General features: G+C 65.3%; 16 protein-coding genes. 10 read left to right on the top strand and 6 right to left on the bottom strand.

Annotation, left to right across the window (positions count from 1 at the left end; genetic code table 11):
• Positions 1 to 87: 87 nt before the first annotated feature.
• Positions 88 to 1272, top strand: a complete 1185-nt coding sequence (locus tag XH83_RS01730) for a YbfB/YjiJ family MFS transporter (protein ID WP_194405391.1) — start codon at positions 88 to 90, stop codon at positions 1270 to 1272.
• A 110-nt stretch (positions 1273 to 1382) separates the two neighbouring features.
• Here XH83_RS01730 and XH83_RS01725 read toward each other — a convergent pair whose 3' ends face one another.
• The 5 genes from XH83_RS01725 to XH83_RS01705 form a co-directional block, all read right to left on the bottom strand.
• Positions 1383 to 2165 (bottom strand): molybdopterin-binding protein, encoded by a 783-nt coding sequence (locus tag XH83_RS01725; RefSeq protein WP_194405390.1) that lies wholly within the window; start codon positions 2163 to 2165, stop codon positions 1383 to 1385.
• A gap of 21 nt (positions 2166 to 2186) precedes the next feature.
• Positions 2187 to 2816, bottom strand: coding sequence for a cytochrome b/b6 domain-containing protein (locus XH83_RS01720; RefSeq protein WP_194405389.1), 630 nt, complete (start codon positions 2814 to 2816; stop codon positions 2187 to 2189).
• A gap of 184 nt (positions 2817 to 3000) precedes the next feature.
• Positions 3001 to 3555: a fasciclin domain-containing protein gene (locus XH83_RS01715; protein WP_194405388.1), complete on the bottom strand. Its 555-nt coding sequence runs from the start codon at positions 3553 to 3555 to the stop codon at positions 3001 to 3003.
• A 248-nt stretch (positions 3556 to 3803) separates the two neighbouring features.
• Positions 3804 to 4745 (bottom strand): IS110 family transposase, encoded by a 942-nt coding sequence (locus tag XH83_RS01710; RefSeq protein WP_194404488.1) that lies wholly within the window; start codon positions 4743 to 4745, stop codon positions 3804 to 3806.
• 307 nt (positions 4746 to 5052) lie between these two features.
• A complete protein-coding gene (locus tag XH83_RS01705) occupies positions 5053 to 5814 on the bottom strand; it encodes an SDR family oxidoreductase (protein WP_194405387.1) in 762 nt (253 codons plus the stop codon).
• Positions 5815 to 5908: 94 nt separating this feature from the next.
• Here XH83_RS01705 and XH83_RS01700 point away from each other — a divergent pair, with 94 nt between their 5' ends.
• Positions 5909 to 7438 (top strand): malonyl-CoA synthase, encoded by a 1530-nt coding sequence (locus XH83_RS01700; protein ID WP_194405386.1) that lies wholly within the window; start codon positions 5909 to 5911, stop codon positions 7436 to 7438.
• 119 nt (positions 7439 to 7557) lie between these two features.
• Here the strand turns inward: XH83_RS01700 and XH83_RS01695 are convergent, their stop codons facing one another.
• The gene (locus XH83_RS01695; RefSeq protein ID WP_194405385.1) at positions 7558 to 8418 is read right to left on the bottom strand and encodes a sulfite exporter TauE/SafE family protein; all 861 of its coding nucleotides are present in this window, start codon (positions 8416 to 8418) and stop codon (positions 7558 to 7560) included.
• A 498-nt stretch (positions 8419 to 8916) separates the two neighbouring features.
• On the opposite strand from XH83_RS01695, the gene sdhC reads away from it, so the two are divergent.
• The 8 genes from sdhC (at position 8917) to XH83_RS01655 (ending at position 18156) form a co-directional block, all read left to right on the top strand.
• Complete coding sequence (gene sdhC / locus XH83_RS01690) at positions 8917 to 9315, top strand: succinate dehydrogenase, cytochrome b556 subunit (RefSeq protein ID WP_194405384.1); 399 nt, start codon at positions 8917 to 8919, stop codon at positions 9313 to 9315.
• Positions 9312 to 9716, top strand: coding sequence for a succinate dehydrogenase, hydrophobic membrane anchor protein (gene sdhD, locus XH83_RS01685; protein WP_194405383.1), 405 nt, complete (start codon positions 9312 to 9314; stop codon positions 9714 to 9716). Before sdhC ends, sdhD begins: the two co-directional genes overlap by 4 nt.
• 3 nt (positions 9717 to 9719) lie before the next feature.
• Positions 9720 to 11555, top strand: a complete 1836-nt coding sequence (gene sdhA / locus XH83_RS01680) for a succinate dehydrogenase flavoprotein subunit (protein WP_194405382.1) — start codon at positions 9720 to 9722, stop codon at positions 11553 to 11555.
• A gap of 24 nt (positions 11556 to 11579) precedes the next feature.
• Positions 11580 to 12362, top strand: a complete 783-nt coding sequence (locus XH83_RS01675) for a succinate dehydrogenase iron-sulfur subunit (RefSeq protein WP_194405381.1) — start codon at positions 11580 to 11582, stop codon at positions 12360 to 12362.
• Between the two features lie 187 nt (positions 12363 to 12549).
• Positions 12550 to 14748, top strand: a complete 2199-nt coding sequence (locus XH83_RS01670) for a hybrid sensor histidine kinase/response regulator (protein WP_194405380.1) — start codon at positions 12550 to 12552, stop codon at positions 14746 to 14748.
• 52 nt (positions 14749 to 14800) lie between these two features.
• Positions 14801 to 16756, top strand: a complete 1956-nt coding sequence (locus XH83_RS01665; RefSeq protein WP_194405379.1) for an ABC transporter ATP-binding protein/permease — start codon at positions 14801 to 14803, stop codon at positions 16754 to 16756.
• Between the two features lie 163 nt (positions 16757 to 16919).
• Positions 16920 to 17759 carry an FkbM family methyltransferase gene (locus XH83_RS01660; protein ID WP_194405378.1) on the top strand — a complete coding sequence of 280 codons (840 nt, stop codon included), beginning with the start codon at positions 16920 to 16922 and terminating at the stop codon, positions 17757 to 17759.
• A 10-nt stretch (positions 17760 to 17769) separates the two neighbouring features.
• Positions 17770 to 18156 (top strand): VOC family protein, encoded by a 387-nt coding sequence (locus XH83_RS01655; RefSeq protein ID WP_194405377.1) that lies wholly within the window; start codon positions 17770 to 17772, stop codon positions 18154 to 18156.
• Positions 18157 to 18173: the final 17 nt, after the last annotated feature.

Here is an 18173-nt window from a genome sequence, read left to right as displayed (position 1 = left end):
CGTTGCGCGCTTGGCAAGACACCATTGCCGGGGTGCGGCTGTGCAAGGCGGACGGGGCCTGCCACACTGCGAGGGCCGGAGATTCCCTTGCACGCCCCTGACCGCCCGCCCTACGCGCATCCCGCGCGGCTGATCCTGACGCTGTCGCTGGCCGCCACCGTCGGGCTCGGCATCGGCCGCTTTGCCTATGCGCTGGTGCTGCCGGACATGCGGGAGACCCTCGGCTGGTCCTACTCGGCGGCCGGATTCATGAACACCATCAACGCCGTCGGCTATCTCGTCGGCGCGCTCTTGGCGTCCCGCCTGATCCAGCGCGTCGGCTGGGCGGCCGCCATCCGCGGCGGAACCCTCGCCTGCGTCGCCGCGCTCGCGACGTGCGCGCTATCGGGGAATTTCGTCGCGCTGAGCCTGGCGCGCCTCGTGCTCGGTCTCGGGGCTGCGGCCGGCTTCGTCGCCGGCGGGGCGCTCGCCGCCACCATCGCGCAGTCGCAGCCCACGCGGGCCAATTTCCTGCTCAGCCTGTTCTATGCCGGGCCCGGCATCGGCATTCTCGCCTCGGGGCTGATCGCCCCGTTCACGCTGCAATATTTCGGGCCGGGCTCGTGGTGGATCGTCTGGTGGGCGCTGACGCTGCTCTCGGTCGCGATGACGATCCCGCTGTTCCTGATCCGCATCGAGAGCGATGTCCGCTTCTCGGAAGGCGGTCACGGCTCGTTCGCGATTTGGCCGGTGCTGATTTATCTGGCCGCCTACTTCCTGTTCGGCGCCGGGTACATCGCCTACATGACCTTCATGATCGCCTATGTGCGCGACGGCGGCGGCGGGGCCGCGGCGCAGGCGGGATTCTGGGGACTCATTGGCCTCTCCGCCTTCGTCACGCCCTGGGCCTGGCGCGGCGTGCTGGCGCTCGATCGCGGCGGGCTCGCCACCGCCATCATCCTCGGAACCAACGCGGCGGGCGCGGCCCTGCCGATGCTCGGGCATTCGCCGGCATGGCTTGCGGTCTCGGCCGTGGTGTTCGGCGTCGCCTTCTTCGCCGTGGTCGGCTCGACCACCGCCTTCGTGCGCTTCAACTATCCGCCGCAGGTGTGGCCGACCGCGATCGCGGCAATGACGATCTCGTTCGGCGTCGGCCAGACGCTCGGCCCGATCGTGGTCGGCGCGATCACGGATGCACTGGGGAGCTTGAGCTACGCGCTGAACGTGTCGGCGGCGCTGCTGGCGCTGGGTGCGGTGGCGGCGCTGTGTCAGCGGAAAGTGGGGCCGGGCTAGGTTGTCATTCCGGGGGCGCGCGTAGCGCGAACCCGGAATCCATTCATCCACCAGTCCTGCGGCCCGATGGATTCCGGGCTCTCGCTTCGCGAGCCCCGGAATGACGGCCATCAGCTCCCGCTGAACGAATTATACCCCTGGTCTTCCCAATAGCCGCCCTTGTAGTCGTTGGTGACTTCCATCGAGACCACGTATTTCGGGTTCTTGAAGCCCAGCTTGGTCGGCACGCGGATCTTCATGGGGAAGCCGTAGGCGCGCGGCAGGATCTCGTTCGCATATTTGAACGTCATCTGGGTCTGCGGGTGCAGCGCGCTGCGCATATCCAAGGGCGAATTGTAGCCCTCCTTGTCGGCGCATTGGAACCAGACATATTTCGCGCGCGTGTCCGCGCCGATCAATTTCAGGAAATCGCGCAGGGGCGTGCCGGTCCAGCTGCCGATCGCGCTCCAGCCCTCGACGCAGATGTGACGGGTGATCTGAGTCACTTGCGGCAGCTTGTGCAACTCGTCCAGCGTCCAGGGCTTCTTGTTGTCGACGAGGCCCCGGACCTCGAGCTTCCAGTCTGCGGCCGAGACATCAGGCGCGTCGTCGAGATCGTAATAGGCGTTGAACGGAAACGGCTTGGTGATCGCGCTCTCGGGGAAGGTCGGCGCCAGCGCGTCGGGATTGAAGATGAAGGCCTGCACCGCGTCGTTGAATTTCGAAACACTCTTCAGCATCTCCTCGGCCGAGGAGGAATCGACGACGTCGCAGCCGGTGAGCAATGTCAGGGCGCCGAGACTGGCGCCGCCGGCGATGAAGCGGCGGCGGGTGACGTCGGGCATGGTCTTGATGGAGTCCTTGATCAGGAGCCGCTTGTCGACGCCGGGGATCAGGAATGAACGCTTGGCCATGGCTGTGTTCTCCGCTCCGCTTTAGCGACCGATGATCATCGCGCGCAGGCTCTTCGGCACCAGCAGCGCGAGCAGGACGTGAACGACGAGGAAGGCGCAGATCGCGGCCATGCAGAAGAAATGGATGTAGCGCGCGGTCGGGTAATCTCCGAACAGCGCAACGAGGTAATAGAGCTGCACCGGCTTCCACATGCCGAGGCCCGTGAGCACGATCAGCACGCCGACCAATATGATGCCGGCATAGAGCAGGCGCTGCACGTAATTATAGACGGTGAGATCGTCATGGCCGAGCTTGAAGGTCAGGGCAGCCCTGACGTCGTGGAGCACGCCTGACGGGGTGATTGGAAACAGCTTCTTGGCGAAGCGGCCGGTGGCAAAGCCGGTGACGAGATAGGCAAGGCCATTGAGCATCAACAACCACATCGCGGCAAAATGCCAGAGCAGGCCGCCGCCGAGCCAGCCGCCGAGCGTGTAGTCGCGCGGAAAGGTGAAGCCGAACAGCGGCGAGGCGTTGTAGATCTGCCAGCCCGACAGGATCATCAGGATCATGGCAAGGGCGTTGATCCAGTGCATGACCCGCACCCAGGCCGGTTGGATCACTTTGGCCTTGATGGCCCTGACCTGCTCATCGGTGACTGTGAGGCTCGCCATGATGGTTCCGTCCTGGAGGATCGTGTGTTGGGAATTATACGCCAGACCGTCCGCTTCCGTTACGTCCTGCTCGTCATCGAATCGATGCCGTCAGGCTATTGTGGTCACAAAAAAGCGAGCCGGGTATCCCCGGCTCGCGGTCTGAAGCCATTCCTGTCCGGGGATGAAACAGGATCGCGCGGTGTTACGAGGCCGGCATCAGCACGGTGTCGACCACATGGATCACGCCGTTGGACTGGTTGACGTTGGAGATCGTGACCATCGAGGTGCCGCCCTTGGCATCGACGATCCAGACCTTGCCGTCCATCTTCTTGACCGTCAGCTCCTCGCCCTCGGCGGTCTTCAGCTTCTTGCCCTCGGTGAGGTCGGAAGCCTCGAGCTTGCCCGGCACGACATGGTAGGTGAGGATCTTGGTCAGCGTGGCCTTGTTCTCGGGCTTGACCAGATTGTCGACGGTGCCGGCCGGCAGCTTGCCGAAGGCAGCGTTGGTGGGCGCGAACACCGTGAACGGGCCCTTGCCCTCCAGCGTCGGCACGAGGCCAGCCGCCTTCACCGCCGCGACCAGCGTGGTGTGGTCCTTCGAGTTGACCGCGTTCTGCACGATGTTCTTCGAGGGGAACATCGCGGCGCCGCCGACCATGACGGTCTTTTCCTCGGCACTCGCCGGCGCGACGATGGTCGCGGTGATGGCCAGGGCGCTGAAGGCGGCGGCAGCGATATAGGCAATGCGCTTCGACATGGAGAGTCTCCCGATTGGATTGTGACCGGCGATGGCCGGTGTTGGGTTGGGGCAACAACGGCGACTGCGACAATTTGGGGCGATGCAGCAGTGCCGTCGTTGGACCGAACTACGGGAGGGTTTGGCGTGCGGTTTCGGAGAAAAATTCTTTGTGATGCGTGAAACTCTGGGGCGGGATGTTCGTGTGGGGGCGCGCGCCACACACTCTGCCGTCGTCCCGGACAAGCGAAGCGCCGATCCGGCAACTGTTATGTTGGCCTAGTGTACAGGTACGGCTTTCGATCGCGGATGATGGCGTTGAGGACCGTCAACAGCTTCCTGGCAACGGCAATGAGAGCGAGCTTGGCAGGTTTACCGGCCTGTCGCAGTCGAGCGTAGAAGGCCTTGAATGGATCGGCCCGGCGGACCGCATTGAGAGCGGCCATGTAGAGGGCATCGCGGACGCGCTTTCGGCCCCCGACGATCTTCCGCTTGCCGCGGTAAGCGCCGCTGTCGACGTTGAAGGGAGCCAGGCCGGCGAGCGCGGCCACCTGCTTCGGTCCCACTTTTCCGAGTTCCGGCATCTGCGCGATCAGCTGCATGCAGGTTACGGGGCCCACGCCGGGAAGTGACCGCATCAACTGCGCATCATCGGAGACCTCCGGCTCAGTCTTGATCAGTGCGCTAATATCGGCCTCGATTGCGGCGATCTCATTGTCGAGGACTTCAATGAGCCGACCGATGCGATCGGCCATGGCGCGGTCCTCGGCCTCGCTGCGCCTGTTCTTCTCCTGGGCACGCATGAGAACCAGTTGATCCCGCCGTTTTGCAAGCCCCGCCAGGGCATTGCGGGCAGGATTGGCAGCCTGCTCAGCGGCAGGCTGCATGGCCCGGGCAAAGCTCGCCAGCATCCGGGCATCGATCGGGTCGGTCTTGGCGAGCTGGCCGCTGGCGCGCGCAAAGTCCCGGGCCCGGGCCGGGTTGATCCGGGCAAAGCGGATGCCGGCCTGGCTGAGCGCCTCACGAAGCTCAAGGTCATAGACGCCCGTGGCTTCAAAGACGACCAGCACATCGCATCGCCAACGCGCCGCGATCTGTGTGATGGCCTGCGGCGCGTTGGCGATGCGCTCCGGCACGCCCAGGCTCTCATCGAAGATATCGAGATATCGTTTGGAGACGTCGATTCCGACGTAACGAGGGCGTATGATCATGGTGCCTGTCCCTGTGATGCGAGGTCTGTTGGCGCAGCCTCGTGCAACTGTTCAGGTTGATAGATGGAACGGGCGGGAGACCGAGCCGGCTCACGGCGTCAAGCGCCAAGGACCCAACGGCTTCCCGCCCACTCCACCATGACAGGATTTCGATACACAGGGACCCATAACCACAGGAAGATGTTTGGCGAAGACTCGGAGTGACCAGTTTCGCGCAACCACTTCTCCCTGTGGTTATGGGTCCCGGGTTCGCGACTTCGTCGCGCCCCGGGACGACAGCGGAGAATGTGGCCCGCGCTGTGCTCGCTCAATCCCGGTTGTTCGGCGTCTGGATGAATCCGCGATTATGCGTTGGGCTGATCAGCACCTCGTTGATGCAGACGCGGGCCGGCATGCTCGCGATGAACGCGATGGTGCGGCCGAGATCTTCCGGTTGCAGCATCTTCGCCTGCTCCGCTTCGCTCGGCACCACCGGGCGCAGCTTCAGGATCGGCGTCGCGACCTCGCCAGGCATCAGGCAGCAGGCGCGCAGGCCGTTGACGCACTCGTCCATGTTGAAGGAATGGGTCAGCGCCAGCACCGCATGCTTGGTGGTGGTGTAGGCCGGGCCCGGCATCTTCGAGACGTGGCGGCCGGCCCAGGACGAGACGTTGATGATCGCGCCGTCCTGCTGCTTGCGCATCGTCGGCAGCACCGCGCGCATGCAATAGAGCACGCCGTTGAGATTGACCCGGACCAGCTGGTCCCAGCCCTCCAGCTCCATGTCCTTCCAGCTGCGCTTGGGAACATTGATGCCGGCATTGTTGACCAGCAGGTCGATGCGGCCGTGCCTGGCGACGATCTGATCGGCGGCCTTCTGGGCCTCGGTCGCGTTGGAGACATCAAGCGCGAGCGCCTCGGCGGCGCCGCCCGCCTTGATGATCTTCGCCACCACGGTATCCAGGGCCGACTGGCGCCGGCCCGAGACCACCACCATCCAGCCGTCGGCCGCCAATGCCTCCGCGCCGGCCTCCCCGATCCCGCTGCCGCCGCCCGTGACCCAGGCCACGCGTTTCCCAATTTTGGTCATGCAAACTGTCTCCGTTGCTTCATCGGGGCGGTTTTTGCTAATCCAGCCCTCGGTTTGACCGGCCTTGTCAGCCTTGCGGTCGAGGAATTCTTGCATGAACCCAGCAGCCAACGCCAATCTGTTTTCCCGCCTGTTCGATGGCCTGGACGATCCCAACCGCCTCGCGATCGAGACGCAGGACGGGGTTCGCATCAGCTATGGCGATCTGATCGCGCGGGCCGGGCAGATGGCGAACGTGCTGGTCGCACGCGGCGTGAAGCCCGGCGACCGCGTCGCGGTGCAGGTGGAAAAATCCGTGGCCAATATCGTGCTGTACCTAGCCACGGTGCGGGCCGGCGCGGTCTACCTGCCGCTCAACACCGCCTACACGCTGAACGAGCTCGATTATTTCATCGGCGACGCCGAGCCGTCGCTGGTTGTGTGCGATCCCGCCAAGGCCGAAGGCCTCGCCCCGATCGCCGCCAAGGTGAAGGCCAAGGTCGAGACGCTCGGGCCTGACGGCAAGGGCTCGCTGACGGATGCCGCCGAGAAGGCGAGCAGTGAGTTTACGACGGTGCCGCGCGCAAACGACGATCTCGCCGCGATCCTCTACACCTCGGGCACCACCGGCCGTTCCAAGGGCGCGATGCTCAGCCACGACAATCTCGCGTCGAACTCGCTCTCGCTGGTCGGCTATTGGCGCTTCACCGACAAGGACGTGCTGATCCACGCGCTGCCGATCTATCACACGCACGGCCTGTTCGTGGCGACCAACGTCACGCTGTTTTCGCGGGCGTCGATGATCTTCCTGCCAAAACTCGATCCGGACCTCATCATCAAGTTGATGGCGCGCGCCACGGTGCTGATGGGCGTGCCGACGTTCTACACGCGGCTGCTGCAGAACCCGGCGCTGTCGCAGGAGACGACAAAGCACATGCGGCTATTCATCTCGGGCTCGGCGCCGCTGCTGGCCGAGACGCATCGCGAATGGTCGGCGCGCACGGGCCACGCGGTGCTCGAGCGCTACGGCATGACCGAGACCAACATGAACACGTCGAACCCCTATGACGGCGAGCGGGTGCCCGGCGCGGTCGGCTTCCCGCTTCCCGGCGTCTCGGTGCGCGTGACCGAGCCCGAGACGGGCAAGGAATTGCCGCGCGACGAGATCGGCATGATCGAGGTGAAGGGGCCGAACGTCTTCAAGGGATACTGGCGCATGCCGGAGAAGACCAAGGCTGAATTCCGGCCCGACGGCTTCTTCATCACCGGCGACCTCGGCAAGATCGACGCCAAGGGCTATGTCCACATCCTCGGCCGCGGCAAGGATCTCGTGATCTCCGGCGGCTTCAACGTCTACCCCAAGGAAATCGAGAGCGAGATCGACGCCATGCCGGGCGTGATCGAGTCCGCCGTGATCGGCGTGCCGCACGCCGATTTCGGCGAGGGCGTCACCGCGGTACTGGTGCGCCAGCCCGGCGCGAGCATCGACGAAGCGGCCGTGCTCAAGGGCCTCGACGGACGGCTCGCAAAGTTCAAGATGCCCAAGCGCGTCTTCGTCGTCGACGAGCTGCCGCGCAATACGATGGGCAAGGTGCAGAAGAACGTGCTGCGCGAGACGTACAAGGATATTTACGCGAAAAAGTGAGGGGGCGCGCTCTCTCGCCGTCATTGCGAGGAGCTCTTGCGACGAAGCAATCTAGGCTTTCACAGCGCAGAGATTTCTGGATTGCTTCGCTTCGCTCGCAACGACGGAGTATGCGGCGGCTACAGCCCACCCACCAAGCTCAGTACAAACCGGCTGCCCACGATGAACAGATAACACCCGAACGCCACTTCCAGCGTGCGCTTGGACATCGCATGCGCGGCTCTCACGCCGAGCGGCGCGGTGACGAGGCTCATCGGCATCACCAGTACGGCGCCGATCAGCGAGACATAGCCGAGCGCGAACGGCACTTGCAGTGCGGCGACGGCCGGATAGTTCGCCGCCGCCGGCCAGCCGGCATAGACGTAGCCGAGCGCGCCGGGGATCGAGATCAGCACGGCGAGCGCCGACGAGGTCGCCACCGCCTGATGAATCGGACGGCCGTAGAACGTCATCAACAAGTTCGAGAACAGGCCGCCGCCGATGCCCATCAGCGTCGAGAGAATGCCGACGCAGAAACCGTAGGCGCGCATCAAGGGACCCTTCGGCAGATCCTCGCCGAACCGCCAGCCCTCGCGCGCGAAGATGAGACGCGCTGCCGCCGAATAGGCGACACAGACGAACACGATCTTGAACAGCCGCTCCGGCGCATAGCGCGCGATCACGCTGCCGGCGACGACGCCGACCACGATCGGCAGCCACCACGCGCGCAGGATCCTCATGTCCACGGCGCCGCGCTTGTAATGCGCCTGGAACGAACGGATCGAAGTCGGGATGATCACGGCGAGCGAGGTGCCGATGCAGAGCGGCATGCGCACTTCGAGCGGCACGCCGGCGATGCGGAAGCATTCGTAAAACACCGGCACCAGAATCGCGCCGCCGCCGATGCCGAACACGCCGGCCAGAAACCCTGAGAGCGCACCGGTTGCGATCAACAGCAGCGCGAGCTCGACGATGTCCTTGATATCCAGACCTGCAATCACCCCTGACCTGCCCCCGGCGACTGGTCGCAGCGGCTCGCTTCCGAGAGCTGCGTACGGAGCATTAGGCGATCTGATTCCCGCGGTCGACACGCCGGGCTTCCCGGCTGGGGTGGAATGCAGGGCGTGCATATCCAAAACCGGATCGAACCGGCCGCAGCGAGGGCGCAGAATGGCGCCCACAGATGGGGTGGATGCCGCCGCCGGGCCCCCTCGGCCGGTTTGGACGGCATGGTCCGTTTAGATGCGTTCCAATAGCAATTTCAACGGACCTCGCAGTCATCGCAATAAATGAATTTATATTCGGTACTTCATTGGCGGACAGGCATGCTGGTATACCAAGACCCTGATTGGGCTTGCATCATCAAGGCTCTAGGGCTGAACGACGGTTCGATTTATGGCGATTTGGTGATTGCGCGGGCCAAATCGACTCCGTAAATAGAGCCGACCTTTCCGATCCCCGCGCGCCCCCTGCTGGGCCGCAAGACAACATCAAAGCCCATGACCGCACGGATCGAACGACCGCTCTCGCCACACATGCAAGTCTACCGCTGGACGCTGACGATGGCGCTGTCCATCGTCCATCGCGCCACCGGCATCGCCCTTTACGTCGGCACCCTGCTGCTGGCCTGGTGGCTGATCGCAGCGGCCTCCGGCCCGGCCGCCTATTCCCATGTCCAGGCCTTCACCGGCAGCATCATCGGCCGTCTGATCGTGTTCGGCTACACCTGGGCGCTGATGCACCACATGCTGAGCGGCATCCGGCATTTCGTCTGGGACCTCGGCTACGGCTTCAAGGCCAATGAGCGGGAAGCGCTGACCTGGGGCGCACTGATCGGCGGCATCGCGCTGACCGTGCTGGTCTGGATCATCGCCTATGCGATCGGAGGCGGCCGATGAGCTCAGCCGACACGCCCAAGCGCAGCATGCGCACGCCGCTCGGCCGCGTCCGCAATCTCGGCGCGGCACATTCCGGCACCTCCGATTTCTGGCGCCAGCGCATCACGGCCGTCGCCATGACACTGCTGATGATTCCGGTGATCGTGATCGTCATGATGCTGCTCGGCCGCAATCAGGCCGGCGCCGCGCAGATCCTCGGCTCGCTGCCGATCGCGGTGATCCTGCTGCTCTTCATCTTCGCCAGCGCCTGGCACATGAAGATCGGCATGCAGGTCGTGATCGAGGACTACGTCCATAACGAGAAGCTGAAGCTCGTCTCGATCATGCTCAACAACTTCTTCTCGGTCGCCGTCGCGCTCGCCTCGACCTACGCGATCCTGAAACTGTCCTCCGGAGTGTAACCCATGGCCAATACAACGAATGGCTCGGGCAACGGCGCTCCCGCCACCAACGGCAAGGCCTATCCGATCGAAGACCACACCTACGACGTCGTCGTGGTCGGTGCCGGCGGCGCGGGCCTGCGCGCCGTGGTTGGCTGCAGCGAGGCGGGCCTGCGCACGGCCTGCATCACCAAGGTGTTTCCGACCCGCTCGCACACGGTCGCTGCGCAAGGCGGCATCTCCGCTTCGCTCGGCAACATGCACAAGGACGACTGGCGCTGGCACATGTACGACACCGTCAAGGGGTCGGACTGGCTCGGCGACCAGGACGCGATCGAATACATGGTGCGCAACGCGCCCGACGCGGTCTACGAGCTCGAGCATTGGGGCGTGCCGTTCTCGCGCACCGAGGACGGCAAGATCTATCAGCGCCCGTTCGGCGGCATGACCATGGATTTCGGCAAGGGCCAGGCGCAGCGCACCTGCGCCGCCGCCGACCGCACCGGCCACGCCATGCTGCACACGATGTACGGCCAGTCGCTGCGCCACGCGGCCGAGTTCTTCATCGAGTTCTTCGCCATCGACCTGATCATGGACGACCAGGGCACCTGCCGCGGCGTCATCGCACTCAAGCTCGACGACGGCACGCTGCACCGCTTCCGCGCCCAGACCGTGATTCTCGCGACCGGCGGCTACGGCCGCGCTTATGCGTCCTGCACCTCGGCGCATACCTGCACCGGTGACGGCGGCGGCATGGTGCTGCGCGCCGGCCTGCCGATGCAGGACATGGAGTTCGTCCAGTTCCACCCGACCGGCATCTACGGCTCGGGCTGCCTCGTCACCGAGGGCGCGCGCGGCGAAGGCGGCTATCTCGTCAACTCCGAAGGCGAGCGCTTCATGGAGCGCTACGCGCCGTCGGCCAAGGACCTCGCCTCGCGCGACGTCGTCTCGCGCGCGATGACCATCGAGATCCGCGAGGGACGCGGCGTCGGCAAGAAGAAGGACCACATCTTCCTGCATCTCGACCATCTCGATCCCGCGGTGCTTGCCGAGCGGCTGCCGGGCATCTCCGAATCCGCAAAGATCTTCGCCAATGTCGACGTGACGCGCGAGCCGATCCCGATCGTGCCGACCGTGCACTACAACATGGGCGGCATCCCCACGAACTATCATGGCGAGGTGCTGACCAAGAAGGACGGCGACGACAATGCCGTCATCCCCGGCCTGATGGCGATCGGCGAAGCCGCCTGCGTGTCCGTGCACGGCGCCAACCGCCTCGGTTCCAACTCGCTGATCGACCTCGTCGTGTTCGGCCGCGCCGCCGCGCTCCGCCTCGCCGAGAAGCTGACGCCGAACGCCAAGCAGCCGGAGCTGCCGGCGAACTCGGCCGAGGTCGCGCTCGGCCGGCTCGACCATTACCGCTACGCCTCCGGCGGCACGCCGACCGCAAAACTGCGCGAAGGCATGCAGCACGTGATGCAGAGCAATTGCGCGGTGTTCCGCACCGGCGAAGTGCTGAGCGAAGGCCAGAACCTGATCGCGAAGGTCCACAGCGGCATCACCGACATCGCCGTGTCGGATCGTTCGCTGGTGTGGAATTCCGATCTCGTCGAGACGCTGGAATTCGACAATTTGATCTCGCAGGCGGTGGTGACGATGAATTCGGCCGCCAACCGCACCGAGAGCCGCGGCGCCCATGCCCGCGAGGACTTCTCCGAACGCGACGACAAGAACTGGATGAAGCACACGCTGGCCTGGCTGGACGATGCCGGCAAGGTCAAGATCGAGTACCGCCCGGTTCACGACTACACCATGACCAACGACGTGCAGTACATCCCGCCGAAGGCGCGCGTGTATTGAGCGAACAGCGAAGGCCTTATCGAAATGGTTGAATTCGCACTTCCGAAGAACTCCAAGATTTCAGGCGGCAAGACCTGGCCGAAGCCCGCGGGCGCGACAGAGGTTCGCGAGTTCCGGGTCTATCGCTGGAATCCGGACGACGGCAAGAATCCGAGCGTCGACACCTATTACGTCGACACCAATGATTGCGGCCCGATGGTGCTAGACGGCCTGATCTGGATCAAGAACCACATCGACCCGTCGCTGACCTTCCGCCGCTCCTGCCGCGAAGGCGTCTGCGGCTCCTGCGCCATGAACATCGACGGCCAGAACACGCTGGCCTGCACCCGCTCGATGCACGACGTCAAGGACGGCGCGGTGAAGGTCAATCCGCTGCCGCACCAGCCTGTCGTGAAGGACCTCGTTCCCGATCTCACCAATTTCTATGCGCAATACGCATCCGTCGAGCCGTGGCTGAAGACGACATCGCCGACGCCTCAGAAGGAATGGCGCCAGACCCACGAGGACCGCGAGAAGCTCGACGGCCTCTACGAGTGCATCCTGTGCGCCTGCTGCTCGACCTCGTGCCCGAGCTATTGGTGGAACAGCGAACGTTATCTCGGCCCCGCCGCGCTGCTTCAGGCCAATCGCTGGGTGTCCGATTCCCGCGACGAGGCGACCGGCGAGCGGCTCGACAATCTCGAGGATCCGTTCCGGCTCTATCGCTGCCACACCATCATGAACTGCGCCAAGGCCTGTCCGAAGGGCCTCAACCCGGCCGAAGCCATCGCCGAGCTCAAGCTCAAGATGGTCGAGCGCCAGATCTAAAGACGTATTTCGTGCTTCGCGTTCCGGCTGACCGGCCGGGACGTTCCGGGATCGCGGCCAATTCGAGGAGAATTTTCTCCGGCCCGCCGCGCGCGTATATTTTCGTCTCACAACCTGCGGTTCCCGCACAAGCTGCTTCCTTCCTCACGCGAGATTCAGTTAAGCTCGCGTCAGGGACGGAGCGACTGTGCAGAGGGCGCAACGCAACTCGCTAAGGCTGTTACAGTGGATGATGGCGGCATCCCTGGCGCTGCCGGTTGCGCTGTTCGCGATCGCCGCCACGATTTCCTACACCTCGACCAGGGAGATCGCCGACCGGGAGATCGAGCGCACGCTCGACGTCGCGCATGAGCACGCGCTCAAGGTGTTCGAGACCATCGACCGCAGCCTTGCCGAGCTCAACGAGGTGGTCCGCGGCCTTTCCGACGACACCATCCGCGCGCGCGAGCCGGCGCTGCACCGGCGGCTGAAGCGGCTGAGCGATTCGCTGCCGCAGCTCAAATCGGCCTGGATCTTCGATGCGGACGGAAAGGCGCTGGTCAACAGCCTCGCCTCCCCCCCGCCGGAGCTGAGCTTTGCCGACCGCGACTATTTCTACGCCCATATCGACCAGAGCATCGGCACGTTCATCGGCACCGCCCTGACGCCACGACCGCCCTATCAGGGCGCCCGCTTTTTCGGCGTGAGCCGCCGCCGCGACTCCGACGACGGTCGCTTCATCGGGGTGATCCAAGCCTCGGTCCTGCCGGAATATTTCGAGAGCTTCTACGCTCGCATCGGATCGGATCCCGGCAGCTTCTTCGCGATGGGCCGCACCGACGGCGCCATGCTCACGCATTTCCCGCGGCTTGACCGCGACATCAGGCTCGATCCGACCGGGCCGGTCGGCCGGGAAATCGCGGCGCGCCCCGAGCGTGGCCTCATCACCGTCGCCTGGCCGTCGGACGGGGTCGAGCGCCGCATCGGCTACCGGCGCGTCGCGGAATACCCGATCTATGTCAGCGCCGGGCTCGAGACCTCGGCGATCCGCGCGCGCTGGTTCGCCACGATCGGCCAGCATCTGGTGTTCGGCATTCCCGCCACCGCACTGCTGTTTCTGCTGTTGGCGCTGGCGTTGCGACGCACCCAGCACCTTCAGGCCGAAGCCGCCAAGCGGCGCGAAGCCGAGGAAGCGCTCAAGCATAGCCAGCGCCTCGAGGCGCTCGGACAGCTCACCGGCGGCGTCGCGCACGACTTCAACAATCTGCTGACGGTGATCCGCGCCTCCGTCGACCTGTTGAACCGGCCGCAGCTGACGGAGGAGCGGCGCCAGCGCTACATCACCGCCATCGCGGACGCCGTGGCCCGGGCGGCCAAGCTGACCTCGCAGCTGCTCGCCTTTGCGCGGCGCCAGACCCTGAAGCCGGAGGTGTTCGACGTCGGCGAACGGATGCAGTCGCTGCACGACATGCTCGCGCCCCTGCTGGGGCCGGCCATCGAGATCGCCATGCGGCTGCCCACCGAGCCCTGCCTGGTCCGTGCCGATGCCGGCCAGTTCGAGACGGCGCTGATCAACATGGCGACCAACGCGCGCGACGCCATGCAGGGCAAGGGCAGGATCACTTTCAAGGTCGAGACCGCGTCGGCCGTTCCGGACGCGCTGGCCGGGGCCTCGGCTAGCCAGAGCTTGGGAAATCAGCCCTTGGGCAGCCACAGTCTGGGAAACCAGAGCCCGGCAAGCCATGGCTTCGTCAGCGTGACCGTCAGCGACACCGGCATCGGCATTCCCGCCGCCCGGTTGGGACGCATCTTCGAGCCGTTCTTCACCACCAAGCAGGTCGGCCACGGCACCGGCCTTGGCCTGTCCCAGGTGTTCGGCTTCGCCCGGCAATCCGGCGGCGAGGTGACGGTCACGAGCGAAGTGGGACACGGCAGCACCTTCTCGCTCTATCTGCCGCGCGTGCCGCCGGAGCTTCTGCCGCAGCGGCAGGCGCCCAACACGGCGCCGGCGGTGGCCGGCAGCGGCATGTCGGTGCTGGTGGTCGAGGACAATATCGAGCTTGCCAATTTCGCCGCCGACGGTCTCACCGAGCTCGGCTACAGCATCACGCTGGTCGACAATGCGACGGATGCCCTCGCCGAGCTCGTGATGGACGCCGATCGCTTCGACGTCGTGTTCTCCGACGTGGTGATGCCGGGCATGACCGGGCTCGATCTGGCGCAGGCGATCCGCGACCGCGCCATCGACGTGCCGATCGTGCTGACCACGGGCTACAGCCAGGCCCTGTCACAAGAGGGCGTGGCCGGCTTCGATCTGGTGCAAAAGCCCTATTCGGTCGAGGAATTGTCGCGCGTTCTGCATCGGGCCGCCCGTATCCGGCGCGTCCGGGACGGCGCCGCCGAATAGGAACCTTGCGGAACCCGAGGGAACCGGTTGATTTCCCTCGCGTTGTCCGCGCATGCCCAAGCCCGCCCCCAAGCGTCAAGACAATTCCAAGTCGCCCATCGTCGGAATCAAGGGCGAGAACGGCGACGAGGTCGCCCCTCCGCCGCCGGAGCTGCTCGAGCCCGACCCGGAGCTCTCGCCCGAGGAGGCCGAGCAGGTTCGCAAGGATTATCTGCTGACGCGGTTCTGGATCAGCGCGCGCGGCTTCTGGGGACGCAGCGGCGACCGCCTCGCCTGGCCGTTCTCGATCGGCCTCGTTGTCCTGATCATCCTCACCGTCGGCTTCCAGTACGGCATCAATGTCTGGAACAGGGCGATCTTCGACGCGATCGAGAAGCGCGAGGCCGCGAGCGTCTTCCATCTCACCGCGGTGTTCTTTCCGCTCGCGATCGGAAGCATCGTGCTCGGCGTCGCGCAAGTGTTCGCGCGCATGGGCATCCAGCGGCGCTGGCGGGCCTGGCTGACGTCGAGCGTGCTGACGCGTTGGCTCAAGAACGGGCGCTACTACCAGCTCAATCTCGTCAGCGGCGACCACAAGAATCCCGAATACCGGATCGCGGAAGATCTGCGCATCGCGACCGATTCCCCGGTCGACTTCCTCGCCGGCGTCGCCTCGGCGCTGTTGTCGGCCGCGACCTTCATCGTCGTGCTCTGGACCATCGGCGGCGCGCTCACCTTGACGCTTGGCGGCACGAGCATCACCATTCCAGGCTTCCTCGTGATCGCCGCGATGCTCTATGCGGGAATAGCTTCCGGCTCGATCCTGGTGATCGGCCGCCGCTTCGTGCAGGTGTCCGAAGACAAGAACCAGGCCGAAGCCGACTTCCGCTACGCGCTGACGCGCGTGCGCGAGAACGGCGAGAGCATCGCGCTGCTCGGCGGCGAGGAGGAGGAGCGCGGCGGCATCGACCGCAACTTCACCAATGTGATCCGGCAATGGGCGCGGCTGGCGGGCCAGCACATGCGCACCACGCTGGTGTCGCAAGGCTCGAGCCTGGTTGCGCCCGTCGTGCCGCTCCTGCTTTGCGCACCGAAATTCCTCGACGGCAGCATGACGCTGGGACAGGTGATGCAGGCGGCCTCCGCCTTCACCATCGTGCAGAGCGCGTTCGGCTGGCTGGTCGACAATTATCCGCGGCTCGCCGACTGGAACGCCTGCGCGCGCCGCATCGCCTCGCTGATGATGTCGCTCGACGGCCTCGAGCGCGCCGAGCAGGGCGACGGTCTCGGCCGCATCAAGCGCGGCGAGACGCACAACGACGCCATGCTGGAGCTGCACGACCTCTCGGTCACGCTCGACGACGGCACCGCGGTGGTCGGCGAGACCGAAGTGGTGATCGAGCCGGGCGAGCGGCTGCTGGTCGCCGGCGAATCCGGCACGGGCAAGAGCACGCTGGTGCGCGCCATCGCCGGCCTCTGGCCCTGGGGCGGTGGCGGCGTGAATTTCCATCCGGACCGCCGCCTGTTCATGCTGCCGCAGCGGCCTTACGTGCCCTCGGGATCGCTGCGCCGCGCGGTCGCCTATCCCGGCGCAGCCGATCACTGGACCGTCGACGAGATCGGCGAGGCCCTGCACAAGGTCGGGCTCGATCATCTCAAGGAGAAGATCGAGGAGGAAGGCCCCTGGGACCAGACGCTGTCAGGCGGCGAGAAGCAGCGCCTCGCCTTCGCGCGGCTCCTGTTGCACAACCCCGACATTGTCGTGCTGGACGAGGCGACCTCGGCGCTCGACGAGAAGAGCCAGGACAAGATGATGAAGATGGTCACCGACGAGTTGCCGAAGGCGACCATCGTCAGCGTGGCGCATCGCGCGGAGCTCGAGGCCTTCCACAGCCGCAAGATCGTGCTGGAGCGCCGCAAGGGCGGCGCCAAGCTGGTCAGCGACATCGACCTGATCCCGCGCAAGGGCAAGCGCCGACTGCTCGGGCGATTCCTGAGGCAGCGAAAGGCGCCGAAGAAGGCGGCGTGAGGCCGTAGCCCGGATGGAGCGAAGCGCAATCCGGGGCTCGTGCCGCAAGCGGAAAAGGTCCCGGATCTCGCTGCGCCTTATCCGGATTACGAACTTCTCGTGAAGATTGGAGTCCTCCGCAAAACCGGCTATGCATGCGCCGCTTGCAACGAGGATCTGCTGCTTGACGACCGACAATACCCCTTCGTCCGCGCCGTTCGGCGCGTTTGCGCCGAACGCGGCGCAGGCCGCGATCATCCGCCTCACGACGCAATCGGGGCTGAAGCGCGGCGCGTTCCGTCCGTGGATGTCGCGGCTGGTGAACCTGCTGCGGAGCGGCCCCGTCGACGTGCAATATCAGGGCGCCTCGTTCCGGCTCTATCACCAGGGCAGCGCGACCGAGCGCGGCGCATTGTTCAATCCCGATTACAATCTCGACGAACTCGACTTCCTGCGCCAGTACACCCCTTCCGGCGGCACCTTCGTCGATGTCGGCGCCAATGTCGGCACGTTTGCGCTGGTGATGGCGCGACAGGTCGGCAGCACCGGCAAGGTGGTCGCGATCGAGCCGCATCCGCTGACGTTTGGACGGCTTTCCTTCAATCACGCCGCATCGAAAGCTGCGCAGGTGCGCCTGGTGCAGGCCGCGGCCGGTGAGACCGACGGCGAGCTGATGATCGAGAGCGGCGGCGGCAATCTCGGCGCCACCCATGTCGTCACCGGCACGGCCGGCGCGGACGCGATCAAGGTGCCGTCGCTGCGCCTGACGCGCATCCTCGACGAGGCCGGCGTCACCCAGATCGATTCGCTCAAGATCGACGTCGAAGGTTTTGAGGACCGCGTGCTGATCGGCTTCTTCCGCGACGCACCGCCCGCGCTGTGGCCGCGCGCGGTGGTGATCGAGCACCTCTCGCAAAACGAATGGCAGCAGGATTGTATCGCCGACATGGTCGCGCGCGGCTTTACGATCGTGCGCAAGACACGAAGCAATACGTTCCTGTCACGGCTTGCAAGAACGAACTAGGGAGCTGGCGATGATCGACCATTTGGGCTTTTCCGTCTCCGACTACGAGCGCGCGAAAGCGTTCTACGCCAAGGCGCTGGCGCCGCTCGGCTACGGCCTGGTCATGGAGGTCACGGCTGAGCAGACCGGGCACGCCGCGGCCGCAGGCTTCGGCACTGAGGGCAAGCCGGATTTCTGGTTCGGCGGCGAAGGCGCCATGAACAAGCCGGTGCATATCGCCATTCGTGCCGACAACCGCGCTATCGTCGACGCGTTCTACAAGGCGGCGATCGCGGCCGGCGGACGCGATAACGGCCCGCCCGGCATCCGCCCGCATTATCACCCGAACTATTATGGCGCCTTCGTGCTCGACCCCGATGGCCACAACATCGAGGCGGTCTGCCACACCCCGGAATAGCCGGGTTCCTGCCGGAA

Source organism: Bradyrhizobium sp. CCBAU 53351, assembly GCF_015291745.1.
In the GTDB taxonomy this organism is placed as follows: domain Bacteria; phylum Pseudomonadota; class Alphaproteobacteria; order Rhizobiales; family Xanthobacteraceae; genus Bradyrhizobium.
The sequence above is the reverse complement of the archived record's forward strand: the minus strand, read 5'-3'. Positions and strand labels throughout refer to the sequence as shown.